This is a genomic window from Buchnera aphidicola (Cinara piceae) (assembly GCF_900699035.1).
Taxonomy (GTDB): Bacteria; Pseudomonadota; Gammaproteobacteria; order Enterobacterales; family Enterobacteriaceae; genus Buchnera_F; species Buchnera_F aphidicola_AV.
Genome location: NZ_LR217739.1, coordinates 398677 through 424629 on the forward strand (window position 1 = coordinate 398677; position 25953 = coordinate 424629).

24 protein-coding genes, 6 tRNA genes and 1 pseudogene are annotated in these 25953 nt (G+C 20.9%); 11 read left to right on the forward strand and 20 right to left on the reverse strand.

Annotated elements, in window-relative coordinates; translation table 11 throughout:
* Positions 1 to 43 precede the first annotated feature (43 nt).
* Entirely contained in the window at positions 44 to 577 is a 534-nt protein-coding gene (ssb, locus tag BUCIPICE3303_RS01845) for a single-stranded DNA-binding protein (RefSeq protein ID WP_154049406.1), read from the reverse strand.
* 252 nt (positions 578 to 829) lie between these two features.
* Between ssb and dusA the strand changes: the two genes are divergently transcribed.
* The 4 genes from dusA to hemW all read left to right on the forward strand — a co-directional run bounded on the left by dusA (position 830) and on the right by hemW (position 5313).
* A complete protein-coding gene (gene dusA / locus BUCIPICE3303_RS01850; protein WP_154049407.1) occupies positions 830 to 1810 on the forward strand; it encodes a tRNA dihydrouridine(20/20a) synthase DusA in 981 nt (326 codons plus the stop codon).
* A 224-nt stretch (positions 1811 to 2034) separates the two neighbouring features.
* Positions 2035 to 3408 carry a replicative DNA helicase gene (gene dnaB / locus BUCIPICE3303_RS01855; protein WP_154049408.1) on the forward strand — a complete coding sequence of 458 codons (1374 nt, stop codon included), beginning with the start codon at positions 2035 to 2037 and terminating at the stop codon, positions 3406 to 3408.
* Between the two features lie 257 nt (positions 3409 to 3665).
* On the forward strand, positions 3666 to 4073 hold the full coding sequence (gene ruvX, locus BUCIPICE3303_RS01860) for a Holliday junction resolvase RuvX (RefSeq protein WP_154049409.1): 408 nt from the start codon (positions 3666 to 3668) through the stop codon (positions 4071 to 4073).
* A gap of 91 nt (positions 4074 to 4164) precedes the next feature.
* Positions 4165 to 5313: a radical SAM family heme chaperone HemW gene (hemW, locus tag BUCIPICE3303_RS01865; RefSeq protein ID WP_154049410.1), complete on the forward strand. Its 1149-nt coding sequence runs from the start codon at positions 4165 to 4167 to the stop codon at positions 5311 to 5313.
* Positions 5314 to 5345: 32 nt separating this feature from the next.
* Here hemW and trmB read toward each other — a convergent pair whose 3' ends face one another.
* Positions 5346 to 6065: a tRNA (guanosine(46)-N7)-methyltransferase TrmB gene (gene trmB, locus BUCIPICE3303_RS01870; protein WP_154049411.1), complete on the reverse strand. Its 720-nt coding sequence runs from the start codon at positions 6063 to 6065 to the stop codon at positions 5346 to 5348.
* Between the two features lie 131 nt (positions 6066 to 6196).
* On the opposite strand from trmB, the gene mutY reads away from it, so the two are divergent.
* Positions 6197 to 7471, forward strand: a complete 1275-nt coding sequence (gene mutY / locus BUCIPICE3303_RS01875; protein ID WP_154049412.1) for an A/G-specific adenine glycosylase — start codon at positions 6197 to 6199, stop codon at positions 7469 to 7471.
* Here the strand turns inward: mutY and sbcB are convergent.
* Together sbcB and BUCIPICE3303_RS01885 are read right to left on the reverse strand one after the other, a co-directional pair.
* Positions 7460 to 8911, reverse strand: a complete 1452-nt coding sequence (gene sbcB / locus BUCIPICE3303_RS01880; RefSeq protein WP_154049413.1) for an exodeoxyribonuclease I — start codon at positions 8909 to 8911, stop codon at positions 7460 to 7462. The two genes, mutY and sbcB, sit on opposite strands and share 12 nt — an antisense overlap.
* Positions 8912 to 8989: 78 nt before the next feature.
* Positions 8990 to 9062: transfer RNA gene (locus BUCIPICE3303_RS01885), tRNA-Asn, on the reverse strand.
* Between the two features lie 189 nt (positions 9063 to 9251).
* Here BUCIPICE3303_RS01885 and BUCIPICE3303_RS01890 point away from each other — a divergent pair.
* Positions 9252 to 9324 (forward strand) — tRNA-Ile (locus BUCIPICE3303_RS01890).
* A gap of 50 nt (positions 9325 to 9374) precedes the next feature.
* On the opposite strand, the gene BUCIPICE3303_RS01895 is transcribed toward BUCIPICE3303_RS01890, so the two are convergent.
* The 6 genes from BUCIPICE3303_RS01895 to pgi all read right to left on the reverse strand — a co-directional run bounded on the left by BUCIPICE3303_RS01895 (position 9375) and on the right by pgi (position 14168).
* On the reverse strand, positions 9375 to 9785 hold the full coding sequence (locus BUCIPICE3303_RS01895) for a dUTP diphosphatase (RefSeq protein ID WP_154049414.1): 411 nt from the start codon (positions 9783 to 9785) through the stop codon (positions 9375 to 9377).
* A gap of 29 nt (positions 9786 to 9814) precedes the next feature.
* Positions 9815 to 10264 carry a 50S ribosomal protein L9 gene (rplI, locus tag BUCIPICE3303_RS01900; RefSeq protein WP_154049415.1) on the reverse strand — a complete coding sequence of 150 codons (450 nt, stop codon included), beginning with the start codon at positions 10262 to 10264 and terminating at the stop codon, positions 9815 to 9817.
* Positions 10265 to 10320: 56 nt separating this feature from the next.
* Positions 10321 to 10548, reverse strand: coding sequence for a 30S ribosomal protein S18 (gene rpsR / locus BUCIPICE3303_RS01905; RefSeq protein ID WP_154049416.1), 228 nt, complete (start codon positions 10546 to 10548; stop codon positions 10321 to 10323).
* Positions 10549 to 10610: 62 nt separating this feature from the next.
* Entirely contained in the window at positions 10611 to 11000 is a 390-nt protein-coding gene (rpsF, locus tag BUCIPICE3303_RS01910) for a 30S ribosomal protein S6 (RefSeq protein WP_154049417.1), read from the reverse strand.
* A gap of 430 nt (positions 11001 to 11430) precedes the next feature.
* A complete protein-coding gene (gene miaA, locus BUCIPICE3303_RS01915) occupies positions 11431 to 12339 on the reverse strand; it encodes a tRNA (adenosine(37)-N6)-dimethylallyltransferase MiaA (protein ID WP_232512974.1) in 909 nt (302 codons plus the stop codon).
* A 188-nt stretch (positions 12340 to 12527) separates the two neighbouring features.
* Complete coding sequence (gene pgi / locus BUCIPICE3303_RS01920; RefSeq protein WP_154049419.1) at positions 12528 to 14168, reverse strand: glucose-6-phosphate isomerase; 1641 nt, start codon at positions 14166 to 14168, stop codon at positions 12528 to 12530.
* A gap of 310 nt (positions 14169 to 14478) precedes the next feature.
* Between pgi and BUCIPICE3303_RS01925 the strand changes: the two genes are divergently transcribed.
* Positions 14479 to 14551, forward strand: a tRNA-Gly gene (locus tag BUCIPICE3303_RS01925).
* Between the two features lie 194 nt (positions 14552 to 14745).
* Here the strand turns inward: BUCIPICE3303_RS01925 and rpmE are convergent.
* Positions 14746 to 14958 (reverse strand): 50S ribosomal protein L31, encoded by a 213-nt coding sequence (rpmE, locus tag BUCIPICE3303_RS01930; RefSeq protein ID WP_154049420.1) that lies wholly within the window; start codon positions 14956 to 14958, stop codon positions 14746 to 14748.
* Positions 14959 to 15192: 234 nt separating this feature from the next.
* Here rpmE and hslV point away from each other — a divergent pair, with 234 nt between their 5' ends.
* Both hslV and hslU read left to right on the forward strand, forming a co-directional pair.
* On the forward strand, positions 15193 to 15723 hold the full coding sequence (gene hslV / locus BUCIPICE3303_RS01935; protein WP_154049421.1) for an ATP-dependent protease subunit HslV: 531 nt from the start codon (positions 15193 to 15195) through the stop codon (positions 15721 to 15723).
* Between the two features lie 13 nt (positions 15724 to 15736).
* Positions 15737 to 17071 carry an HslU--HslV peptidase ATPase subunit gene (hslU, locus tag BUCIPICE3303_RS01940; RefSeq protein WP_154049422.1) on the forward strand — a complete coding sequence of 445 codons (1335 nt, stop codon included), beginning with the start codon at positions 15737 to 15739 and terminating at the stop codon, positions 17069 to 17071.
* Positions 17072 to 17194: 123 nt separating this feature from the next.
* Here hslU and zapB read toward each other — a convergent pair whose 3' ends face one another.
* A complete protein-coding gene (zapB, locus tag BUCIPICE3303_RS01945; protein WP_154049423.1) occupies positions 17195 to 17437 on the reverse strand; it encodes a cell division protein ZapB in 243 nt (80 codons plus the stop codon).
* Between the two features lie 334 nt (positions 17438 to 17771).
* Between zapB and BUCIPICE3303_RS01950 the strand changes: the two genes are divergently transcribed.
* On the forward strand, positions 17772 to 18518 hold the full coding sequence (locus BUCIPICE3303_RS01950) for a ferredoxin--NADP reductase (RefSeq protein WP_154049424.1): 747 nt from the start codon (positions 17772 to 17774) through the stop codon (positions 18516 to 18518).
* 122 nt (positions 18519 to 18640) lie between these two features.
* Here the strand turns inward: BUCIPICE3303_RS01950 and BUCIPICE3303_RS01955 are convergent, their stop codons facing one another.
* Positions 18641 to 19537 carry a hypothetical protein gene (locus BUCIPICE3303_RS01955; RefSeq protein WP_154049425.1) on the reverse strand — a complete coding sequence of 299 codons (897 nt, stop codon included), beginning with the start codon at positions 19535 to 19537 and terminating at the stop codon, positions 18641 to 18643.
* A 508-nt stretch (positions 19538 to 20045) separates the two neighbouring features.
* A pseudogene (dapF, locus tag BUCIPICE3303_RS01960) lies at positions 20046 to 20857 on the reverse strand (diaminopimelate epimerase).
* A gap of 123 nt (positions 20858 to 20980) precedes the next feature.
* Between dapF and cyaY the strand changes: the two are divergent.
* Complete coding sequence (cyaY, locus tag BUCIPICE3303_RS01965; protein ID WP_154049426.1) at positions 20981 to 21322, forward strand: iron donor protein CyaY; 342 nt, start codon at positions 20981 to 20983, stop codon at positions 21320 to 21322.
* 24 nt (positions 21323 to 21346) lie between these two features.
* Here cyaY and BUCIPICE3303_RS01970 read toward each other — a convergent pair.
* The 6 genes from BUCIPICE3303_RS01970 to BUCIPICE3303_RS01995 all read right to left on the reverse strand — a co-directional run bounded on the left by BUCIPICE3303_RS01970 (position 21347) and on the right by BUCIPICE3303_RS01995 (position 25881).
* A tRNA-Pro gene (locus BUCIPICE3303_RS01970) sits at positions 21347 to 21420 on the reverse strand.
* Positions 21421 to 21504: 84 nt separating this feature from the next.
* Positions 21505 to 21577 (reverse strand) — tRNA-His (locus BUCIPICE3303_RS01975).
* A 40-nt stretch (positions 21578 to 21617) separates the two neighbouring features.
* Positions 21618 to 21692, reverse strand: a tRNA-Arg gene (locus BUCIPICE3303_RS01980).
* 239 nt (positions 21693 to 21931) lie between these two features.
* On the reverse strand, positions 21932 to 23194 hold the full coding sequence (gene rho, locus BUCIPICE3303_RS01985) for a transcription termination factor Rho (RefSeq protein WP_154049427.1): 1263 nt from the start codon (positions 23192 to 23194) through the stop codon (positions 21932 to 21934).
* A 257-nt stretch (positions 23195 to 23451) separates the two neighbouring features.
* A complete protein-coding gene (trxA, locus tag BUCIPICE3303_RS01990) occupies positions 23452 to 23787 on the reverse strand; it encodes a thioredoxin (protein WP_154049428.1) in 336 nt (111 codons plus the stop codon).
* Positions 23788 to 23934: 147 nt separating this feature from the next.
* Positions 23935 to 25881: a UvrD-helicase domain-containing protein gene (locus BUCIPICE3303_RS01995; protein WP_154049429.1), complete on the reverse strand. Its 1947-nt coding sequence runs from the start codon at positions 25879 to 25881 to the stop codon at positions 23935 to 23937.
* Positions 25882 to 25953 lie beyond the last annotated feature (72 nt).

Consider the following 25953-nt stretch of genomic DNA (forward strand, 5'->3'; position numbering starts at 1 on the left):
ATTTACAATCATAATAATTTTAATAAATTTTTTTAATACAAAACTAAAAAGGAATGTCCTCATCATCAAAATCAATTTTCGATGTTGTATCTACTAAATGTGATTTATTTTGATATTCTGAAGTAATATCATCATTATTAGATAATTTATTTATTCCAATAGATTTATTTTTATCATTTGATATATCTTGAATTTTATCAACAACTGTATGTGATGCATTATTTATATTACGAGAACCTAACATCTGCATCGATCCAGTAACACTAACAATAACTTCTGTAGTATAACGATCTAATCCATTTTGATCCTTCCATTTACGAGTTTGTAAAGATCCTTCAATATAAACTTGAGATCCCTTTTTTAAATATTGACCAGAAATTTCAGCAATTTTACCAAATAAAACTACTCTATGCCATTCAGTTTTTTCTTTTGTTTCACCTGTATTTTTATCTTTCCATACATCAGAAGTAGCAATTGTAATATTTACTACCGCTCCACCATTAGGCATATAACGAACATCCGGATCTTGTCCTAAATAACCGATTAAAATAACTTTGTTAATACCTCTACTAGCCATAACATTTAACCTAAATGTAATTAATAAAAATATATAAATATTAAAAATTATATCATAAAATATAAAGATATTTTCATAATCCTAACTATTTTAGTTAAATTAAATATATATAAATAAAAATATATTTTTAAAACAAAGATATATAATAAATTATTTAACTAATTTTTTATATTTTAAAATAAAAAAATATAACTTTTATATCAAAAATAATATTATCTCTAATATAGAGATATAACATATTAAATATAACATATGAAAAATAATTACTTTAATAAATTTTCTGTTGCTCCAATGTTAAAACGCACAGATAGACATTGTCTATTTTTTTATCGACAATTGACAAAAAATACTCTTTTATATACTGAAATGATCACGACGCAACAAATGCTATATTCCCAACAATTATTTCAAAAAAAACAAATAAAATATAATAATCCTATAGCTATACAATTAGCCGGGAATAACCCGAAACATATTACTAAATGTGCACAAATTGCATATTCAATGGGTTTTAATGAAATAAATTTAAATATTGGTTGCCCATCTAAACATGCGCAATTAGGTAATTTTGGTGTATGTTTAATGTATAAACCTGTTTTAGTATATCAATTAATTAAATCCATATATTTAACAGTTCCACTTCCAATTAGCGTTAAAATTAGAATAGGAACAAACAAAAAAAATAATTATAAATTTCTAAAAGATTTTATTCAAAAAGTATCAAAAAATAAGTATTGTATAAAATTTATTATTCATGCAAGAATCGCTGATTTAAAAATAAAAAGTCCTAAAAAAAATCGTAATATACCGGAATTAAATTATGAATATGTTTATCAAATAAAGAGAGAGCTACCACACTTAATAATTATTATTAATGGAGGAATAAAATCTATTTTAGAGATAAAAAAACATTTAAAAAATGTAGATGGAGTTATGATGGGGAGAGAGATATATAAAAATCCATTATTACTATGTAAAATTGAAAAAGAAATATTTGCTTATAAAAAAGATTTTAATTTAAAAAAATGTTTAAAAAAAATGTTGATATATATTAATAAAGAAGTCAAAAATGGAAATAAAATTATTCATATAATGAAACACATGTTAAATATTTTTTACAATTATCCAGATGCTAAAAAATGGAGATTATATATTCAATATTGTATACATAATAAAAAAAATATATATAATTTATTTAAAAAAATAAGTAAAATTTTTAATAAAAAAATATAAAAATTTTCTATAAAAAATTTATTTTATCAAAAAATAAAAATATATTAAAAAAGATATTTTATTCAAAATTTACTATATATTTTTTTTAATTCCAGATACATTAAAAAAAGTAAATAATTATATAAAAAAATAAAAACTATTCCTAAAATAGAAATATCAAATATTAAAATTATTATTTATATAATAACAAAAAATAAAAATTTATATAAGAGAAACAATTATTTATGATAGAATTAAAAGAAAAAATAAATAAATTAAAAATACCACCTCACTCACTAGAAGCAGAACAATCCGTCTTAGGCGGGCTAATGTTAGATAATCAACAATGGGATATTATTTCAGAATATATTGTTACTGAAGATTTTTATAATAGACAACACCAATTAATTTTCTGTGAAATGAAAAACTTAATTGAAAAAGGCTCTCCAATAGATTTAATTACATTATCAGAATCATTAGAACAGAAAGGAGAACTGAATAATGTAGGAAGGTTTTCTTATTTAGCAGAAATTTCTAAAAATACACCTAGTATTACTAATATAATTGCATATGCTGAAATAATAAGAGAAAGAGCAATTATACGTGAAATTATTTTAACAGCACATAATATTGCATATTCCGGATATTATCCAAAAGGCAGAAAAAGTACTGAATTATTAGATTATGCTGAATCCAGCATATTTAAAATATCTGAAATGCGTAAAAAAAATAATACAGGACCAAAAAATATAGAAACAATTTTAGATAGTACTATTCAATCTATTGAAAAACTTTTAAAAAAACCTAATAATGGGATTACGGGATTAAATACTGGATATCACGATTTAAATAAAAAAACATTTGGTTTGCAACAATCAGAATTAATTATTATTGCTGCTCGACCATCAATGGGGAAAACAACATTCGCTATGAATTTATGTGAAAATACTGCAATGTTATATGAAAAACCAATTTTAATTTTTAGTTTAGAAATGCCCGGTGAACAAATTATGATTCGTATGCTTGCTTCACTATCAAGAGTAAATCAATCAAAAATTAGAACCGGAAAATTAAATAACGAAGAATGGAGTAGAATATCCAGTACAATCAATATTTTATTGAAAAAAAAAAACATATATATTGATGATTCTTCTGGTCTAACACCAAATGAAGTTCGTTCACGATCAAGAAAAATATATCGAGAAAATAATGGATTAAGTTTAATTATGATTGATTATTTGCAATTAATAAAAATACCATCATTATCAGGAAATAGAACATTAGAAATAGCTGAAATCTCCAGAACATTAAAAGCTCTTGCAAAAGAACTTAATATTCCTATTATAGCTCTATCACAATTAAATAGATCACTAGAACAAAGATCAGATAAAAGACCGGTAAATTCAGATTTAAGAGAATCTGGTTCTTTAGAGCAAGACGCTGATTTAATTTTATTTATTTATAGGGATGAATTATATCATGAAAATAGTGAATTAAAAGGAATAGCAGAAATTATTATAGGAAAACAAAGAAATGGACCTACAGGAACAATTCGATTAACATTTAATGGGCAATGGTCACGATTTGATAACTATTATAATCAAAAATATCATTTTTAAAAAATAAAAAATAAAAATTATATTTATATCTTAAAATATATTAAACATGATATATCTAAACAATTATTTAATTCATATAAATAAATAATCTATATTATTAATATAATTATATTATCTAATTAAATTAGATAATATTTCTATAGATATAGAAAAATATTTATATTTATGATATAAATATCATATTCAAAAAATAATTTGAAATACTTAAATAAATAAAAATATAGTAAATACTTCTCAATTAATTCATAATTATTAATATGATTATTTTATCTTTCGACTATGGTAGTAAAATTATTGGTGTAGCTATATCTGAAACTAAATTAAACTATTCTTTTCCCATCCAATCTATTATAAATGATAAAAAAAATATTTTTTGGGAAAAAATTGATAATATCATTAAATATTGGAATCCAATATACATTATTATAGGTTATCCATATAAAATTAAAAAAAATATCAATAAAAAAATAAAAAATTTTAGTAAAAAAATAAAAAAACGTTTTAAAAAAAATATTTATTTACATGATGAAAATTATTCAACAACAGAAGCTAAATTATTTTCTAAAAACAAAAAAATTAAAAATAAAAAATCATACTGTATACATTCTATTTCAGCAAAAATAATTCTTGATAGTTGGTTAGAAATCAATAAAGATTTATTTTAAAAAAAATTATATTTTTTTTTATAAAAATAAATTCTTTATATAAAAAATATAATTATTCTTTTTAAATAATTCACATTATCATTAAAATCTTATGTATAAGAAAAAAAAATATATTTTACCACCAATTAGTTTATATATTCATATACCTTGGTGTATAAAAAAATGTCCTTATTGTGATTTTCATTCATATAAATATTCTAAAAAAATATCAGAAGACAAATATATATATCATATAATTAAAGACTTAAAAAAAGATATAAAAATTATTGAAAATAGAGAAATTAAATCAATTTTTATTGGAGGGGGAACTCCAAGTTTATTAAAAAGTAATACAATAAAATTACTAATTTTAAAAATTAAAAAAATTATGCATATTTCAAAAAAAATAGAGATTTCTATAGAAATCAATCCGGATGATCATCAAAAAAAAAAAATAATAGAATATCATAATGCGGGGGTGAATAGATTTTCAATTGGAGTACAAACTTTTAAAAATAATTTATTAAAAAAAATTGAAAGAAACTATGAAAAAAAATCAGTAATTAAGTTAATTAATGTTACTAAAAATATAGAAAATAGAAATTTAAATATAGATATTATGTATGGATTACCCCAGCAAACTATTCAAGATGCTCTTGATGATTTAATACAAACTATAAATTTAAAACCAGAACATATCTCATGGTATCAACTAGATATTGAACCAAATACTCAATTTTATACAAAAAATATTTCATTACCATCTATTGTAGATATAAAGAAAATTAGTTCAAGAGGGAAAAGAATACTAAAAAAATCAGGATATAAACAATATGAAATATCAGCCTTTTCAAGAGAAAAAAAATATCAATGTATACATAATCTTAACTATTGGAATTTTGGTGATTATATAGGAATTGGATGTGGTGCACATGGAAAAATTACTCAATTAAATAAAAAAATTATTCGAACGATAAAAACTAAAAATGATTATATGTATATACAAAAAAATTATATAGAAAAAAAATATATTGTTTCTAAAAAAGATATTCCCTTTGAATTCTTTTTAAATAAATTTAGATTATTGAAACCAATTTCATATTCAAATTTTGAAAATAGTACAAATTTAAAAATAAAAATAATTCAAGAAAAAATTTTAACAGCTAAAAAAAAAGGATATCTAATTGATAAAAATAATTGTTGGAATGTAACACCATACGGGAGAAAACATTTGAATTCTCTTTTATCTATATTTATATAGTCAAAGTAAAAATAAAATAAAAAATTTATAAATTATTTTAAATTAAGTTGGTATTTATAATCAAAAATATTATTATTTAATAATATAGCTTTTTTTTCAAATTTCGTTTTGATATTAATATTACATAATGGAAATATAACCGTTTTAAAAAAAACACGTTTAAAAAATAAATTCTGTGACATTAAAATAGATATATTCTTTGAATATAAATGACAATCTGTAATTATATGCATATAACCTGTATAAATTATTTTCTTTTTTACTAAATGAATAAAATTATTATTTATTAATCTTCTTTTATGATGTTTTAATTTAAACCATGGATCAGGAAAAAAAATTTGTAAGATATTTATCGAATGATTTGGAATCATATATATTAAAACTTCAATAGCATCATGAAATATTATTTTTAAATTATTTACTTTATATAAAGTAGCATACTTAATCACTGAAAAAATACTTAAAGGGTATACTTCAATTCCAATAAAATTTATATGTGGATTATTTAAAACCTTCTGTACAAATACATGTCCATCACCAAAACCAATTTCCACAATCATATATTGTTTTAAGGGAAATAATACAGAAAAATTTAGTTGAACATAACAAAAATCAATTCCATATTTTTTCCAATGTGATAATATAAATTGTTTTTTTTTTTTATTCATATATCGTTGTCTGACAACATAACTTTTAACTGAATGTAAAAATTTATTATTTTTCTTGCAAATAAAATCATTAATAGAAGACATAAGTACTCTCTAAAATAGAAAATATAAATATAAATTCAAAAAAAATATCATTTGAATAAATAAAAACATGTACTTTTAAAAAATCAAATATATCATACATTTTAATTATTTTTAATAATATTAGGATAAATATGTTATTTGCACAAAAAATACTTAATTGGTTTCACTATAACGGTCGAAAAAATTTACCATGGCAAAAAAAAAATATTTATCTTATTTGGATATCTGAAATTATGTTACAACAAACTCAAGTTAATACAGTAATTCCATATTTTAATAGATTTAAAAAAAAATTTCCTACTTTATTATCATTAGCAAAAGCAAAAATAGATGAAATACTATATTTATGGAGTGGGTTAGGATATTATCAAAGAGCGCATAATATACATAAAACAGCTATAATTATACAAAAAAAATATAATGGAATATTTCCAAAAAATATTAATGAAGTAAAAAAATTGCCAGGTATTGGTCCATCAACAGCAGGAGCAATTCTCTCATTTGCATATAATTTTGGATATGCTATTTTAGATAGCAATATAAAACGCATTTTAATACGATATCATTTAATTAATATCCATAATAAAAAAAAAAAACAATTAGATTCTATATTATGGGATTTAATTAATCAATATCTACCTATTCATCATTCTAACAAATTTAATCAATCTATGATGGATATAGGATCATTAATTTGTACAAATAAATTCCCTAATTGTTCTATATGTCCTTTAAATAATAACTGTAATTATTCTTATAATAAATTTGATCAAATAAAAAAAAAATATCAAAAAAAAGATAAATTTGGAATATTATTTTCAATAATACAATATAAAAATTCTTTTTTTTTAAAAAAACAAAATCATATTTCTATTTGGAAAGGATTATTTTATTTTCCGATAACCTGTTTTTCAATACCAATTAATCAATGGAAAGAGATTAAAAAAAAAAATAATATAATTATACCTCCTTTTATACACTATATAAGTAATTTAAAATTATATATACTTACTCAAATAATCAAAATAAAAAAAAAAAATAAAGATAAATTAGATAAATTAAAAAAAATATGGTATAACATTTTTTTAAACAAAAAAATTGGTATTCCCGCACCTGTAAAAAAAATATTTATAATATTAAAAAAAAAAATACAAGAAAACAATATGAAAAAAAATAATAAACGTATAATTTTTTGCTCTTTTTTTAAAAAAAAAAAAGAAGGTCTAGATTATCCTTTTTTTCCAGGAGAAATTGGACAAAAAATTTATCAAGAAATATCTAAAAAAGCATGGACTTATTGGTTAAAAAAACAAACAAAAATTATTAATGAAAAAAAACTAAATATGTTTCTTGATCAAGATCGAATATATTTAGAAAAAAAAATGAAAAAATTTTTATTTAATTAAATTATTAATTTTATATATAATTTTATGAACATAATCGATTAATTTGTCTAATAAAAGATAATTACTATGATTAATATCATATTTTAACTGTAACAAACGAATATTTTTAATATAACTATCAACAACAGTAAAATTTATTTTTTTTTGACAATATAATTTCCATTTCTTTCTTTCAGATTTATTTAATAAATTTATAAAATTACGAGCCTTTAAACGAAAAAAAATTTTTTTAATTCTACAATCAATAAAATCAGGATTCCAACTAATCCAAGAAGACAAGGGGTTACAATGAATAAAGGAAAATAATAATTTATCTTGATGAGTAAAAAAATTTTTATATAACAACAAATCTATATCTTGATTAACTTTAATATTATTACTGTGTGAAAAAAATGAAATGATCCAATTTTTAATCTGAATATTATCTTTTAATAAAAAAAAATTTCTTTGACAATGTAGATAATTAATTTTTAACCTTTTACAATCTTTGTAAGAAATAGAATTATAAGAAAATAATAATGGAGATCTATTTATATTAATAATTTTAATTCCATTATTAAATAATTTTTCAATTTTTAATTTCTTATCTTTATCATTACGATATAAATTAAGTAAACTTTTTAAATTTATTGATAAATCAATAATAATAATATGACTATTGTATAATGGATGAAAACCTATAATCATGACACAACCAAAATTATTATTTTTAGAACCAAAATAACTGGATAAATAAAAAAAAGGTTTTTTATAATTCTGATATATAAAAGATAATATATTTTTTTTATGAGATATTTTATATAAAAATAAAAAAAATTTTTTATTTCGATTATACAAATATTTTGCTACTAAAATAGTAGCGATCACATCAGAAAAAGCATCATGCGCATTAGTATGTGAAATTTTATTAATGAATGTAACATCAGATAACTTAAAACTAACAGTACCATCAACATTATAAAACCACAACATAATTTCAGGATCAAATATATAAAAAGCACGTAAAATATTTAAAATATCCCAACTAAAATTATTATTTTTCCAACTCCATTCATAAGGATCAAATAAATTTCGATAAAAAAGATTACGTGTAAATAAATTATCAAAATTAATATTATTATAACCTACTATACATACATTTTTTTGAGAAAAAATATTATAAATTTTTTTAGAAAAATAATATTCATTCAATCCATTAATTTTAGTATATTCAGGTAATATTTTAGTAATTAAAATAGATTTTGGATCAGGCAAATAATCTAGAGGAGGATAACAAAATAAAACAGTTTTTTTATAAAAAGTACTAAATGTACTATCGGTTTCTATACTACAAAATTGAGCTACTTTATCTAATGATACATTGGTACCAAAGGTTTCATAATCATAAAAAATAAAAGAATTATTTATACAGGAAACACAATTATTCTGTTTTTTTAACATATAAGTAAATATTATTTAATTATTTTTATATAAAATATTTTAATATTTTTTATATAAATTTTTATAAATAGAAAAATTCTCCCCTGACTGGACTCGAACCAGTGACATACGGATTAACAGTCCGCCGTTCTACCAACTGAACTACAGAGGAATATAAGATATATAGCATATGAAAAATATGATGTCAATTTATAATTAAAAATATTTTTTATATTAATTAAAAAAATTTTTTAAAAATAATTATTATTAATAAAATTAATAAAAAAAATATAGATTAGTATATCAATTTGTTCTATAATATACTATTAATTATTAGTCATGAAAAATATTGATATTTTAAGGCCCTTTAGCTCAGTGGTTAGAGCACACGACTCATAATCGTTTGGTCGCTGGTTCAAATCCAGCAAGGGCCATAATATGTTTTATAACTAATAGAAAAATAAATACATCAATTAAAATATTTTTATATATATAAAAATTTAATTTTCTTATTAGTAAGAATTATTAATTGTGCAATTTGATCACCTGGATGAATACAAAAAATTTTTTTACTACAATTCCATATAGATATTTTTAATTCATTATTATAAAAAAAATTCTTTATACTAAATGGATTACCTATCACAATTTTATATGTTTCTTTTATTTTATGTAAAGGCTTAATAAGTATATCAACATTTTTATCAAATAAATTGACTAATATTCCTGTAGAAATTAATATTGTTTGTTCAGAGAAAATATATATTTTTTCTTTAATACAAGCTCTTAAAAAAAATCCAGATAATCCATTAGATAAATATTCAGGAAAAAAAAAATTCGTTCCAATACGAGAATCAAGAATTCTTATTCTGCATTTTAATGAATCCGTACACATAAAAATAATCCTAATTTTCAATAAATATTTTATTTTGATAAAATAACTACTTTAAATACAGTAGAAATATTTTTATATGGAGTAAATACAACTTCATGAATTCCTAAATAACGTAATAAACCTTGAGGTAATTTAATTTCATTTTTTTGAACCAAAAGACCAATTAAAGATAACTGTTTAATAATATCTTTTATTCCAATTGAACCAAAAATTTTTTTTTTCTCACTTGATTTCATAAAAAAAATAATTGCACCTATTGACTTAAGAATTTTAATACTATTAATTGCTTTTTTTCTTTTATTAAGTTCTTGTTTTTCTGCAAATATTCTAGTTTTTTCAAAAATTTTAATATTATTTGAAGTAGCTAATAAAGCTCTACTAGTGGGTATTAAATAATTTCTAGCATATCCATTTTTTACAATGATTACTTGACCTTTTTTTCCTAATGTCTCGATAGTATTTAATAAAATAACTTTCATATAATATAAACACCTTAAAAATATTATTTTTAATATTATAAAAAATAATTATTTTTTTATTTATGTTGATCAGTATAAGGGATTAAACTAATAAAACGAGCTATTTTAATAGCACGAGATAATTTTCTTTGATATTTTGCCTTTGTTCCAGTAATACGACTAGGAACAATTTTTCCACTTTCAGTAATATAATTTTTTAACATAACAACATCTTTATAATCTATATATTTAATTCCTTCCGCTGTAAATCTACAAAACTTTCTACGACGAAAATAACGAATCATAATAAAACCTCTGAAATATAATAAATATTATAATAGTATATTTTAAATGAAATCAAAATATTTTAACTTAAAACTTTTTTTATATTTTTACGTCTATTGTTTTTAGAAGAAACTAATTCTTTTTTAGAATTCTCTTGAATCTGTAATATAGGTGACATTTTCTTAAATGCTTCTGAACATAAAAGAATAAGATAACGGATTATACTTATATTAAATTTAAAATTATTTTCTAAATATTTTAAAAATTCAACTGATACTTCAATATTCATTAAAATATAATGCGCTTTTTCTAATTTTTTTATCGGATATGATAATACCCGCTGCCCCCAGTCTTCTAAACGATGTATTACTCCTTTTTTGGTAATTATAAGATTTGAATAATATTCAATAATTTGTGAAATTTTTTCACTTTTATCCGGATTAATCATCAAGACTATTTCATAGTGACGCACTAATAAAACTCCTTTAAAATATAAGAAATATAATGTTTAAATTATTTTATTAAAATATAAACATAAATAAAAATTTAATATATATAAAGTTAAAAAAAATTCAAAAATTCAATTGTTTCTAACTTAAAAAAATATTCTATTATATTAACATAATTATATTCATTAAAAAAAATAGTTTTAAATAAAAAATATTTTTTATTAATAAAAAAATCAAAAAAATATAATAAAAATATAAAAAAAATTATATAAATCTTATTTAATTCAAAAAATATAATTATACTATATATAAAAATAAAAAATTTTTTTATAAAAAAATAATTTTACTATATCATTTTTAATAAATACAAGTTTTATATTTATATATTTTAGAAATAAATAAAAGTTTATATATATTAAAATTCTTTATGAAAAAAATATATTTTATTAAAATTTATTTATTACATTCTAATATTTTTTTAATTTTTTTTATTAAAATATTTATTTGATTATCATTTATTAATGTAATATCTTTCCAATTATTTAACCATGTTAATTGATGTTTAACTAATTTACGAGTAGATTTAATAGTATCATTAATCATTTCTTGATATGTACATTTATTTTGTAAATACATCCACATTTGCTTGTAACCGATACTATTAATAGATGGCAAAGAAGGATTTAAATACTGACTTTGATATAAAATACGTACTTCGTCTTCAAATCCATTATTTAACATATTATTAAAACGTTCTTCTATTTTTTTATATAAAAGATCTTTTTTATATGGAATTAATCCAAATTGATATACTTTATATGGTAATTGTGTATGCATAGATTTAATTAATGTACTACGTGAAAATCCCCCTGACACAAAAAATATCTCAACAGCACGTAAAACACGCTGAACATCATTCATATGAATTTTTTTACTAGAAATAATATCAATTTGTTTTAACATATCAAATAATCTTTTTTTTTTTTTAAAACATATTTCTTCAAAAATATATTGTCTAATTAAAGGATTAGATGGAGGTAAATAAGCAAATCCATTTAGTAAGACTTTAAAATAAAACATTGTTCCTCCAACTAATAAAGGAATTTTCCCAAATTTTAAAATATTTTTTATTTCTTTTATAGAATCTTTATAAAAATCAATAGCTGAATAAATTTCTTTCGGTGATTTAATATTTATTAAACGATGAAAATTTTCTTTTAAGTCTTTTTTATTCGGTTTATCTGTACCGATATCTAAACCTTGATATACTAATTTTGAATCTACACTCAATAATTCTATTTCAGGAAATTTTTTTTTTATTTTTAAAGCTAAAGCGCTTTTCCCTATTGCTGTAGGGCCCATTAAGAAAAATATAATTGATTGAATATTCATTTTTTATTTATCATATATTGTTAAAGATAATTTATATCTTTCATTAAATTTTTTTAAAAAAATAAAACTAAAAAATTGTATATATCTTTTTAATAAAAAATATTTTCTATAGTATTTTTTATAAAAATATCTTTTATTTAAAATATTATTATATATGTCTATAAAATATTATTCCATTTTTTATAAGTTTTTAATAACCCTTCTGTAGAACTATCATATTTCTTATTAAAACTGTTATATAATAAATTATTATATATATCACTTGCTACAGATTTCCCTAATTCTACACCCCATTGATCAAAACTAAATATATTTAAAATAATACCTTGAACAAAAACTTTATGTTCATATAAAGCCATTAAGGAACCTAAAGAATATGGAGTAATTTTTTTCAACATAATTGAGTTACTTGGTTTATTACCTTCACAGTATTGATATAATTTATTTTTATTAATAAAATTATTTGAAATTTCATTTTTATGAATATCATAATCATTACCAAAAGCTAAAGACCGAGTTTGCGCTAAAAAATTCGATAATAATTTTTCATGATGATTATTAATAGGATTATGACTAAGTACCGGAATAATAAAATCACATGGCACTAAAGTTGTACCTTGATGTAATAATTGAAAAAAAGAATGTTGACCATTAGTACCAGATTGACCCCAAATAATCGGGCTTGTATTCCAAGTCACTAATTTTCCATTACGATCTATAGATTTACCATTAGATTCCATAAAATTTTGTTGCAAATACTCAGGAAAAATATGCATATATTCATCATAAGGAAAAATTGCTTCTGTTTCCGTATGAAAAAAATTTGTATACCAAATATTTATTAGCGCTAAAATAACAGGAATATTAGTAGATAATTTTTCGTTTAGAAAATGTTGATCCATGCTATAAGCACCATATAATAATAATTCAAAATTATGAAAACCTAAAGATAAAGCGACAGATAAACCTGAAGCAGACCATACAGAATAACGACCGCCTACCCAGTCCCAAAATTTAAAAATATTTTTTTTATCAATACCAAAATTTAAAGCTGAACTAGTATTTTCACATAAAGCAAAAAAATGTTTAGAAAAATAATTCAAATTATTAGTTTTAAAAAAAAATTGATCTTTTAAATAATTTGCATTACTAATAGTTTCATCAGTCGAAAAAGATTTAGAGGCTATTAAAAAAATAGTTGTCTCTAGATTAACTTTTTTTAATATTTCAATAATACTAGTTCCATCAATATTAGAAAGATAATGAATATTCAAATGATTTTTATAAGCTTTTAAAGATTCAGTCACCATATAAGGACCTAAATGTGAACCACCAATACCAATATTTACAACGTCTGATATACTTTTACCAGTATATCCTTTCCATCTACCTGTAATTATTTCATTAGAAAAATTTTTTATTTTTTTTAATTCTTTTTTCACGGAAAACATAATATCTAAATTATTAATAATAATTTTACTATCTAATTTATTACGTAAAGCAATATGTAATACTGATCTATTTTCAGTTTTATTAATTAATTTACCTAAAAACATACTTTTTATAGCATCAAATACATAACATTCTTCAGCGAGACATAATAATAATTGTAAAGTTTTTTCAGTAATACGATTTTTAGAAAAATCCACTAAAATTTCATTATTAAAAATAATAGAATAATTTGTAAATCTATTTTTATCTAAATGAAATAAATTTTTTATATGAACATTTTTAATATCAAGAAAATGATTATTTAATTGTTTCCATGCAGCAGTCTTTACTGGATTAATATTTTTCATACATAACCTTTTTATATTCAAATTATTTTATAAAAATAAACATATTTCATATAAAATATAAAAAAAATATTTTTATTAATTTTAAAAATAATAAAAATTATTATACAAAAAAATAGATAAATTTAATATATCAAAAAAAATATCTAAAAATTCTATTAATTTAAAAAAAAATTTATGAAAAAAATAATTATAATTATATTAATAAAAACAAAATAATAAACATTTCTAAAAACATTTTTGTACAATAATATTTTAAATAATTCTTGCAAAAAAAAAATAATTTTTATATAATCAAGAATGATAATTTATTGCGGGAATAGCTCAGCTGGTAGAGCACAACCTTGCCAAGGTTGCGGTCGCGAGTTCGAATCTCGTTTCCCGCTTAAAATTATTAATTTTTAACTATTCTTAAAAATTAAAATAAAAAATTATACTTTTTTTTAAAATAATTTTATTTTTAATTTAATCCTATACCAAAAAATTCAGTTTAATAAAAATCTATTAAAAATAGATAACGGACATATATCTAGTTTTATTTTTTAAAACTATATACTTTTTTTCAAAAAAAAATAATCTTTTATTTTATTTCTAAAAAATTAAAACGTTTTTGAAATCTTTTTATTCGACCTTTATTATTCATTGTTCTTTGTTTTCCTGTATAAAAAGGATGACATTGAGAACATAAATCCAGCAACATATCACTATTTTTAGTAGAAAAAACAGGAATTTTATATCCACAAGAACAAATTGCAAAAATTTTTTTATATTGTGGATGAATATTTTTTTTCATAATATATTCTCTATAAAAAGTAGATTTATACTTATAAAATTGAGTGATAATTTCTAATATTATACTAAATTTTATTAAAATAATTTTTATTTTTAATAAAAACTATACATATAGTATATGTAATATTTTTTAAAATCAATATTTAATTATATAAAATATATATGTAAATAATAAAAATACGCTATTAAAATTAAAATATGTATACTTATAAAAAAATTAGAGAACCTATTAATTATGACTACTATATTAAGTGTCCGTATTCAAGGGAAAGTAGCAATTGGTGGTGATGGACAAGCTACATTTGGAAACACTATTATGAAAAGTAATGTAAAGAAAGTTCGTTCAATTTACAAAAATCAAGTAATCGTAGGTTTTGCAGGGGGAACTGCTGATGCTTTTACATTATTTGAATTGTTTGAAAAAAAACTAGAAAAATATCAAGGACAATTACAAAGATCTGCAATAGAGTTAGCAAAAGATTGGAGAAATAATAGATTATTACGAAAACTAGAAGCGTTATTAGCAGTAGCAGATAAAAAAAATTCTCTAATAATTACAGGAAATGGTGATGTAATACAACCAGAAAATGATATTATTGCAATTGGATCAGGGGGACCATTCGCCCAATCAGCAGCATATGCTTTAATAAAAAATACAACTTTAAATGCAACAAAAATAGTAAAAAAATCCTTAAAAATAGCAGCTAATATTTGTATATATACAAATAAATCATTTACTATACATGAAATATACTCAGAAAAATAATAAGGAAAGATTAATGCCGGAAATGACCCCACAAATCATTGTGAAAGAATTAAATAAACATATAATTGGACAAGAAAACGCCAAACGCGCTGTTGCTATCGCTTTACGAAACAGATGGAGAAGGATGCAATTAAATTCAGAATTACGTAATGAAATTACTCCTAAAAATATTTTAATGATTGGACCAACGGGGGTAGGAAAAACAGAAATTGCACGTAGACTTTCTAAACTAGTTAATGCGCCATTTATAAAAGTAGAAGCAACAAAATTTACTGAAGTTGGGTATGTAGGAAAAGAGGTTGATTCTATCATTCGTGATTTAACAGATTTAGCGATCAAAATGATTCGCACACAAAATATAGAAAAAAACAAAAAAAAAGCAAAAAAACGTGCAGAAGAAAAAATTTTAAAAATTTTAATTCCTGTGCCAGATAGTAAATGGAATAATGATAATTCAATAGAAAAACCAGAAAATACAATCGAAATTTTTCGTAAAAAACTGCGTGAAGGGAAACTTGATAATAAAGAAATTGAAATACAAATTTCTTCTACACCTATTGGAATAGAAATAATGTCACCCCCTGGTATGGAAGAACTAACTAATCAACTACAGTCTTTATTTCAAAACCTAGGAGGCAAAAAAAAAAATTTACGTAAACTTAAAATTAAAGATGCAATGAAATTAATAATTGAAGAAGAAGCAACAAAATTACTAAATTTAGAAGAAATAAAAGAACAAGCAATATATTCAGTTGAACAAAATAGTATCGTATTTATTGATGAGATTGATAAAATTTGTAGACATCATTCTTCGACATCAAATTCAGATGTATCTAGAGAAGGCGTGCAAAGAGATCTTTTACCATTAATTGAAGGATGTACTGTATCTACAAAACATGGAGTAGTAAAAACTGATCACATATTGTTTATTGCATCAGGAGCTTTTCAAACATCAACTCCTTCTGATTTAATACCAGAACTACAAGGAAGACTGCCTATACGTGTAGAATTAAACGCACTAACAATAGATGATTTTGAAAGAATTCTTACAGAACCAAATGCATCCATCACTACACAATATATTTCTTTAATAAAAACAGAAGGAGTAGATATTGTTTTTACAAAAAAAGGAATTCGCAAAATTGCAGAGGCATCCTGGAAAATAAATGAATCTATGGAAAATATTGGAGCTCGTCGACTATATACAGTATTAGAAAAATTAATAGAAGAAATTTCATTTAATGCAAGCGAACAATCTGGAAAAAAAATATATATTAATGAAAATTATGTTAGTCTACATTTGGAAAAACTAGTAGACAATCAAGATTTAAGTCGATTTATTTTATAAAAAATATTTAAAAAATATGTATTTAAAAAAATTAGATTCATGAAAATAATTGCCTATCCTAGACATAATTCTTTATGATAGGCAATTATAAATCATAATTTTATTTTTTAAATTAAATATTTATTATTCTAAATTATTAATTTTATCTAAAAGAGATCTTATTTTAGATTTCCATTTAATTCTTTCTTCTTGTATAAAAATATTTTTTTTTTCAATACGTTCTTTTAAAGAATAAATATTTTTTAATTTTTCCTTCAAATTTTTATTTTTTAATTTTAAATTATTAATTTTTAATTTTAATGATGAAATATAATCTACTGATTCCTGTACTTTTATTTCTAAATTAGAAAATACTTCTAAAACCATAATGATACCATTCAAATATAAAATATTTATTGATATAATTAATACAATAAATTATAAATATTTATAAAAAAATATTTATAAAATATTTTAATTATTTTAAATAAAAAAATAGTTTTTAAAAAAAATTTTTTATATATATTATTGAAATTAAATTATTAACTATAACAATATTAATAATAGTCATAATAAATATTAAACAATATATATAAAAAATAATACTTTTTTTAAAAGAATTAAATCAATTAAAAAAAATTAAATTTTTCTATATATGTCATACATGAAATCTTAATAAAAATATATTTTTATATACAATATAATACTGGAATATTACTATATGAATCAATGGTTAAAAGTAGATGTAGTAAATCTAAAAAAATGGAAAAATAATTTATTTACATTAATTATTACAGCTCCTATTAATTCTTTTATAGCCGGACAATTTACCAAATTGTCATATATTAATTCACAAAAAAAAAGAATACAAAGAGCTTATTCATTTGTGAATGATCCTACTAATAAAAATTTAGAATTCTATATTTTATTAATTAATAAAGGAAAACTTACTCCGAAATTATATGATATTTATAATAATAAAATTTTTATTAAAAAAAATTCATTTGGTTTTTTTACTTTTTCAGAATTACCAAGTAAAGAAAATGTTTGGATGATTTCTACTGGTACGGCTCTAGGCCCATATTGTTCTATATTACAAAATGAAAATGTATTAAATAAATTTAAAAAAATAATTTTAATATATGCAGTAAAATATAGCACAGATTTAAATTATTTAGAATTATTTAAAAAAATAAAAAAAAAATACAAAAATAAAATAAAAATAAAAATAATATTAAGCCAAGAAAAAAATAAAAAATATCTGTATGGGCGTATAACAGATTTAATTATTTCAGGAGAACTAGAAAAATCTACAAAAGAACCATTAAATAAAAAGAAATCACATGTAATGTTATGTGGAAACCCAAATATGATAAAAGATACACAAAAAATATTATTTTCATTAAAAAAAATGAGAAAACATTTTCGTAGAAAACCTGGACATATAACTAGTGAAAATTATTGGTGATACTTAATTATAAGAAAATATTTATTATGGAATTGATTCCCTTAAAAAAGGAATCAATTCTAAAGATATGCAAAAAATATATAAATACTATGAAATTAACAAACAATTATAATTTAATATAACTATTGCACAAAAAATGAATATTTCATTTTTGGATTAGAATCTTTAGTAACAATCATAGCCGCTCTAACACCATACTGATTCACTAAATCCATTTCATTTGAATAAGAAGGTTGTAAATCCGCCATTTTTGTAACTGCTAATTTATATGCACCTGGACCAATATTATCAATTTCATACGCATAATGAACGTTATAAGATGTTCTATCTTTAACTTCCGGATAACGTATGGATAAATTTTTCCATGCTGCTTCTAATATTTCAGGATGTAGATATGTAGAAATTAATTGTTGTGATTGATAATCTGTAATAGAAGTTTGAAACACATCAACTATATCTGGAGCTTCCACAGAAGGAATCATTTTTCCATTTAGAAACACTATTTTATCATTTATATTACTTAAAAATTTTTTATCTAAAGTACCAGTATGAATTAATTTTTTAAATGATTCTTGTAATTTTTTTGCTTGACGAATAGTTTTATCTGAAAAATTAGAAGAGTTTAAAAGATTCCATTTAATATGAGGTTGATTAAAAATTTTTACAAAAATATCTTGAATAGTATATTGTATACTACTATTTTTAGCAACATGAAAAATATCAGAATCATTAATTGAATTATTACAATCTTCTTTTTTAGATTGAGTATGAATAAAATTAGTATTCTCATCCCGATTTACTGAATAATTAGTAATATCTTGATCAGAATAAATTACATGTTTTTTAGTATATTTATTCTCAGGACTTAGAAAATCTGTATATTTTGGAGGTGTTGAATTAACTATTGTAACATCAACATCATTTAAATTTTTATTACGCAATATACGAACATTATCAATTTTTTTTATTATTTTTGAGTTTACATGTAAATTAGATTTTATTAAAGAAACTGATGACATAATATTTCTGTCCTTTTATATGTATAAAATACAAGATATCAATAAAATTAATTTATAAAATATTTTTTAAAAAAAGTAATTAAATAATTAAAATATGAAATTTCAATTATCAAAAAAATATAAAAATATATACCAATATATTTTTATACTTAAATTAATATAAAAAATATTTTTTCATATATATTTAATTTTTAATTAAATATATTTTCAAAAAAAATCTATATATTATTAAATATATATTATTCAATATATATTAAAAAATTAATATAATAATTCTAATATAAAAAAATTTTAATATATTTAAAATTAATTTAAATATTAACTGTATATTGCTTATATACTGCACTATATAAAAAAAGTCAAATAATAAAATTAACTTTAATAAAGAAAATAATAAGTAAAATTAATAAAATTATTGTTTTAATTAATATTTTTCGAAAAAAAATAAATAAAAAAATATTTAACTAATAAAAAATTTTTTTCAAAAAAAATATTATATTAAAATAAATTAATATGTGATAAATCCATCATAAACATGTGATGCTTCTCCAGACATATACAATGTATGCCCTAATATTCCATCCCAAAAAATTTTTAATTTCCCTTGTAATAATTTCACTGTTACATAATTAAATAAAATTTTATTCCTAATTCCTACAGCCACGGCGGCACAAGCACCACTACCACACGCTTGAGTTTCACCAACATGTCTTTCGTATACTCGTAACAAAATTTTTTTTTTAGAAATTATCTGCATAAATCCAACATTAACTCCTTCAGGAAAAGAAATATGTTTTGATAATTTCAAACCAATCTTATCAACTGGGAAACTATTAATATCTTCTACTTGTAGTACACAATGAGGATTCCCTAAAGAAACAACACTAATAGAATATTTTTTTTTATCAACAAAAATATTATAATAATATTGCACATTTTCTTGTAAAAAAGGAATCTTATTGGGTAAAAAGAGAGGTTCACCCATATCTACTTTAAAAATATTTTTTATAACATGCTCTAAAAATAAATACCTATTTTTAGTACTAACACAAATTTTTTTTTTACTAATTTTTTTTTTAATAAACAAATAATATGCTATACATCTAGCACCATTTCCGCATTGTTCAACTTCGATCCCATTAGAATTAAAAATTCTATAATGAAAATGAGCTTTTTTAGATATTGATTTTTCAATTACTAATAATTGATCAAATCCAATTCCTGAAAACCTATTCGACCATTTTTGTATTAATTTTGAAGAAAAAAAAAATTATATTTTAAAGAATCAATTATGATAAAATCATTTCCTAAACCGTGCATTTTAGAAAAAAAAACAGTATTTTTTTTTAATAACAAATTAATTGTTCCTTATATAAAAAGATCAATGTTATAATGAAATTTTAAAATAAACTATTGAATAATATATTCTATATTAGGATACATATGCATATTACATCATTTCATCAAAAATTCAAAAAAACATTATTAATTATAGAAAATATAATAAATAAATATGAAGAAAAAATAGATTTAGATTATATATTTTCAGAAAATATGATAACAATAATATTTAAAAATAAAAATAAAATCATTATCAATTCTCAAGAATATCTAAAACAATTATGGATAGCTACATCAAATCAAGGATATCATTTAATTTTTAAAAAAAATACATGGAAATGTATTCGAACTAATCAAAAAATTAAATATATTTTAGAAAAAGAATTTTTTAATCAAACAAAAAACAAAATATATTTTTCAAATCTTAATCAGATTAAAAAATAAAAAATATAAATATATTAATTATAATCGGCGAAAGAGGATTTGAACCTCTGACCCACTGGTCCCAAACCAGTTGCGCTACCAAACTGCGCTATTCGCCGATATTATCTGATAAAAATTTTATTTATTTGTTTTCAAAAATAAAATTACATTATGTATATTAATACATTTAAAAAATATATTTGGGTGGTCAATGGGATTTGAACCCATGACCGCTGGAATCACAATCCAGAGCTCTACCTGCTAAGCTATGACCACCAAAAAACAAATAAATAAATAAAAAATATAGATTTTAAATTGCGCCCGACAGGATTTGAACCTGAGACCTTTACTTTCGGAAAGTAATGCTCCATCCATATTGAGCTACGGACGCAAAAATATTTTATATAAATCTAATATAAAAAAATAATATTTATTATAAAAACAAATTTTTATCATCTATAAAATCATAGTATATATATACTAATAAAAAAAATCTAGTATTTTATTTTATTTATTAAATAAAATAAATTTTTTTTTATTCAAATAATTAAATTAAACAAAAAATTAATCTTAAATCCAAATAATACCAATTAAATTAAACATAAAGAAAAATATTTATTTTAATAAAAATTATTTTGATCTTTTCATCATATTAAAAAATTCATCATTTGTTTTCGTCATAGATAATTTATTAATTAAAAATTCCATAGCATCAATTTCACTCATTGGGTGAATAATTTTTCGTAAAATCCACATTTTCTGTAATTCTTCAGGAACAGTTAACAATTCTTCCCTTCGCGTTCCTGAACGATTATAATCTATAGCAGGGAAAACACGTTTCTCTGCTATTTTTCTAGATAATGGTAATTCCATATTACCAGTTCCTTTAAATTCTTCATAAATTACTTCATCCATTTTCGATCCTGTATCAATCAAAGCCGTAGCAATAATAGTTAAACTACCGCCTTCTTTTACATTACGTGCGGCCCCAAAAAATCTTTTAGGTCTATGTAAAGCATTAGCATCTACACCCCCTGTTAATACCTTTCCGGAAGCTGGAACAACAGTATTATATGCGCGAGCTAAGCGAGTAATTGAATCCAATAAAATGATAACATCTTTTTTATGTTCAACTAATCTCTTTGCTCTTTCGATTACCATTTCTGAAACTTGAACATGTCTAGATGCTGGTTCGTCAAAAGTAGAAGCAACAACTTCGCCTTTAACTAACCGTTGCATCTCAGTCACCTCTTCAGGCCTTTCATCAATCAATAAAACCATCAAAAAACAATCAGAATGATTATACGCAATACTTTGTGCTATATTTTGTAATAATATTGTTTTTCCTGCTTTTGGTGGTGCTACAATTAAACCTCGCTGACCTCTACCAATTGGTGATGATAAATCTAATACTCTAGCAGTTAAATCTTCTTTTGAACCATTACCGCGTTCCATTTTTAATCGAGAATTAGCATGTAAAGGTGTTAAATTTTCAAATAAAATCTTATTACGTGAATTTTCTGGATGATCATAATTAACTTTATTCACTTTTAATAAAGCAAAATATCTTTCTCCTTCTTTAGGGGGTCTAATTTTTCCAGAAATAGTATCTCCTGTTCTTAAATTAAAACGACGAATTTGACTAGGAGATACATAGATATCATCAGGACCAGCTAAATAAGAACAATCCGAAGATCTTAAAAAACCAAAACCATCTTGTAAAATTTCTAAAACACCATCTCCAAATATATCTTCTCCACTTTTAGAATGTTGTTTAAGAATAGAAAAAATAATATCTTGTTTACGTATACGAGCTAAATTTTCAAGACCAATCTTTTCACCTAAAATAATAAGTTTTGATACTGATGTATTTTTTAATACCGTAAGATTCATAATAGTGAATTTCTCAATCTATTTGGAAAAAAAACTATAAAATATTTTTTATATAAAAAAAAATACTATATATAGAATTACTTAATAATTCATATTGAATATATTATTTTTTTATGCAAAAAATATAATTATATTATTGTAAATAAAAGGTAAATATGAAAAAAATAATTAAAAAAATCAGTTTTTTATAATAAAATTATTTATTTTATTATATTTACCCGTATAAAAAAACAAACAAACTAAACAAAATAATTTATTTAATCTAATAATTTTTTATCTAAAAAATTTTTTAACTCTGTTTTAGATAAAACACCTATTTTAGTTCCTATAATCTTATTTTTATTAAATAATAATAAAGTAGGGATGCCCCGTATAGAATATTCAATAGGTATTTTTTTATTTGTATCAATATTTATCTTACCGATAAGAACTTTTTCTGAATATTCATTAGCAATTTCTTCTAAAATTGGTGATAATATTTTACAAGGTCCACACCAATCAGCCCAAAAGTCAACTAAAACAAATTTTTTTGCTAAAAAAACTTCTGTTTCAAAATTTTTATCTGTTAATTCAATAATTTTAGTAATTTTCATAAACATCCTAATATATATTTTTTATATATAAAAATAATTTTTACAATAATAATTATATGTGTTAAAAAAAATTGTAGTTAATATAAAATTAACAAGTTTCATTGACGATGATATATATCATATTTTATTTGAAAAAAATTATTATTTTTATTTAGCTATATACTTTACCCAAAAAATTTCTTTTTTTGGTAATTCAAATAAAAATCGACTGGGTTTTAAATTAACAAATATACCAAATCTTTTCTTTTTTTTGCAAAAACTAAGAAGTAATTGATTTTTTGCTCTTGTAATTCCTACATACATTAAACGACGTTCTTCTGTAATATTACCATCCATAATACTTTTTTTATGTGGTAAAGTGCCTTCTTCAACACCAATAATACAAACTACTGAAAATTCTAATCCTTTTGATGCGTGTATTGTCATTAATTGTAATCCATCAAATTTCTTATTTTTATTATCCTGAATTGGATGATTAAAATCACCACAAAAAAAACGTATTAATACATCTTCCAATTTCATAGGTAAATTAAAACAATCACCAACTAATGTTTTCTTAAACCATTCTGAAAAAAAAATTACATCTTGTATTCTTTTTTCTGAAATATTAACATCATTATAACAAGATGAAATCCACGAAAAATAATTTGTATCTTGAAGAACTTTTTTCAAAATTTTTTCTGGTGAATAAGATAAAAAAGAAGAGAGTTCTGAAATCCATAAGGAAAAATTATTTAATCGTAAAACAACATTCTTCAGTAATTTTAATTTTATTCTTTTATCAGTACTCGCAACAAAAAGACTAATTTTATTGATATGTGCAAAATCTTTTAACTTTTTTAGTGTAACTAATCCTATCCTCCGATTCGGGGTATTAATAATACGTAAAAAAGCTAAATCATCGTTATGATTTATAATTAATCGTAAATATGCTAATAAATCTTTAATTTCTAATAAATCAAAAAAAGATCGTCCTGAATGAATATAATAAGGAATATTTTGATAAATTAATTCTGATTCTACTACCTTAACTTGATAATTACTACGATATAAAATCGCATAATCTTTATATTTTTTATTATTTTTTTTTTTATGATTTTTAATATATGTAATTATTTTTTGAGCTTCATATATTTCATTAATAGACATAATAATATATATTTTATTACCATAATCTAATTTTGAAAATAATTTTTTATTAAAAAAGTTAGCATTATTTGAAATTAAAATATTAGCTGCATGTAATATACAACCTGAAGAACGATAATTTTGTTCCATTTTAATAATATTTAAATTCGGAAAATCATATTTTAATAAATAAAAAATTTTTTGTTGAGCACCTCTCCAAGAATAAATAGACTGATCATTATCACCTACCACAGTAAAATTAGAATTATATCCACATAATAATTTAATTAGCTCATATTGACTTATATTAATATCTTGATATTCATCTACTAATAAATATTGAATTTTTTTTTGCCAACGTAATCTAATATTGATATTATTTTTTAATAAAATGGTTGGTAGAAAAATTAAGTCATTAAAATCTAATATATTATGTTGTTTAAGAAAACTATCATATTTTTCATAAAAAAAAATATACTGTTTATCTACAGAAGAATTAGTATATTTACGTGCTAAATTTGGATTTAATAATCTATTTTTCCAATAAGAAATTTGATATAGTAGTTTTTTTAAAAAAAAAACATTACAATTTTTCATACTACGTGTTATATTTTTTAAAAGCCGTAATTGTTCACTTTCATCAAATAAAGTAAAATTTGATTTTAAACCTAGACATTTATATTCACTTCGAATAATTTTTAAACCTAATGAATGAAATGTCGATATAGTAATATCTTGAATTTGTTTAATCGTCAATCTCTTAAATAATCGTAATTCAATTTCTTTTGCAGCTTTATTAGTAAATGTAACAGCAAAAATTTTTTTAGGATCATATTGATAGATTGTAATTAATGTTACTACTTTATTAATAATAACACTAGTCTTACCTGAACCGGCTCCCGCTAAAATTAAACAAGGTTCATTAATTATATGAAGAGCTTTTTGTTGAATTTTATTTAATATCATAAATGTAATACTATAAAAATAGTTTTTAAATTAAAATATTCTATTTAAAAAAAATAAAAACAATAAATATCT

What these genes read in the sequence shown, in the direction of transcription:
- ssb (WP_154049406.1), bottom strand. Translation starts at nt 577, where the DNA reads ATGGCTAGTAGAGGTATTAACAAAGTTATTTTAATCGGTTATTTAGGA.
- dusA (WP_154049407.1), top strand. Translation starts at nt 830, where the DNA reads ATGAAAAATAATTACTTTAATAAATTTTCTGTTGCTCCAATGTTAAAA.
- dnaB (WP_154049408.1), top strand. Translation starts at nt 2,035, where the DNA reads ATGATAGAATTAAAAGAAAAAATAAATAAATTAAAAATACCACCTCAC.
- ruvX (WP_154049409.1), top strand. Translation starts at nt 3,666, where the DNA reads ATGATTATTTTATCTTTCGACTATGGTAGTAAAATTATTGGTGTAGCT.
- hemW (WP_154049410.1), top strand. Translation starts at nt 4,165, where the DNA reads ATGTATAAGAAAAAAAAATATATTTTACCACCAATTAGTTTATATATT.
- trmB (WP_154049411.1), bottom strand. Translation starts at nt 6,065, where the DNA reads ATGTCTTCTATTAATGATTTTATTTGCAAGAAAAATAATAAATTTTTA.
- mutY (WP_154049412.1), top strand. Translation starts at nt 6,197, where the DNA reads ATGTTATTTGCACAAAAAATACTTAATTGGTTTCACTATAACGGTCGA.
- sbcB (WP_154049413.1), bottom strand. Translation starts at nt 8,911, where the DNA reads ATGTTAAAAAAACAGAATAATTGTGTTTCCTGTATAAATAATTCTTTT.
- BUCIPICE3303_RS01895 (WP_154049414.1), bottom strand. Translation starts at nt 9,785, where the DNA reads ATGTGTACGGATTCATTAAAATGCAGAATAAGAATTCTTGATTCTCGT.
- rplI (WP_154049415.1), bottom strand. Translation starts at nt 10,264, where the DNA reads ATGAAAGTTATTTTATTAAATACTATCGAGACATTAGGAAAAAAAGGT.
- rpsR (WP_154049416.1), bottom strand. Translation starts at nt 10,548, where the DNA reads ATGATTCGTTATTTTCGTCGTAGAAAGTTTTGTAGATTTACAGCGGAA.
- miaA (WP_232512974.1), bottom strand. Translation starts at nt 12,339, where the DNA reads ATGGGCCCTACAGCAATAGGGAAAAGCGCTTTAGCTTTAAAAATAAAA.
- pgi (WP_154049419.1), bottom strand. Translation starts at nt 14,168, where the DNA reads ATGAAAAATATTAATCCAGTAAAGACTGCTGCATGGAAACAATTAAAT.
- rpmE (WP_154049420.1), bottom strand. Translation starts at nt 14,958, where the DNA reads ATGAAAAAAAATATTCATCCACAATATAAAAAAATTTTTGCAATTTGT.
- hslV (WP_154049421.1), top strand. Translation starts at nt 15,193, where the DNA reads ATGACTACTATATTAAGTGTCCGTATTCAAGGGAAAGTAGCAATTGGT.
- hslU (WP_154049422.1), top strand. Translation starts at nt 15,737, where the DNA reads ATGCCGGAAATGACCCCACAAATCATTGTGAAAGAATTAAATAAACAT.
- zapB (WP_154049423.1), bottom strand. Translation starts at nt 17,437, where the DNA reads ATGGTTTTAGAAGTATTTTCTAATTTAGAAATAAAAGTACAGGAATCA.
- BUCIPICE3303_RS01950 (WP_154049424.1), top strand. Translation starts at nt 17,772, where the DNA reads ATGAATCAATGGTTAAAAGTAGATGTAGTAAATCTAAAAAAATGGAAA.
- BUCIPICE3303_RS01955 (WP_154049425.1), bottom strand. Translation starts at nt 19,537, where the DNA reads ATGTCATCAGTTTCTTTAATAAAATCTAATTTACATGTAAACTCAAAA.
- cyaY (WP_154049426.1), top strand. Translation starts at nt 20,981, where the DNA reads ATGCATATTACATCATTTCATCAAAAATTCAAAAAAACATTATTAATT.
- rho (WP_154049427.1), bottom strand. Translation starts at nt 23,194, where the DNA reads ATGAATCTTACGGTATTAAAAAATACATCAGTATCAAAACTTATTATT.
- trxA (WP_154049428.1), bottom strand. Translation starts at nt 23,787, where the DNA reads ATGAAAATTACTAAAATTATTGAATTAACAGATAAAAATTTTGAAACA.
- BUCIPICE3303_RS01995 (WP_154049429.1), bottom strand. Translation starts at nt 25,881, where the DNA reads ATGATATTAAATAAAATTCAACAAAAAGCTCTTCATATAATTAATGAA.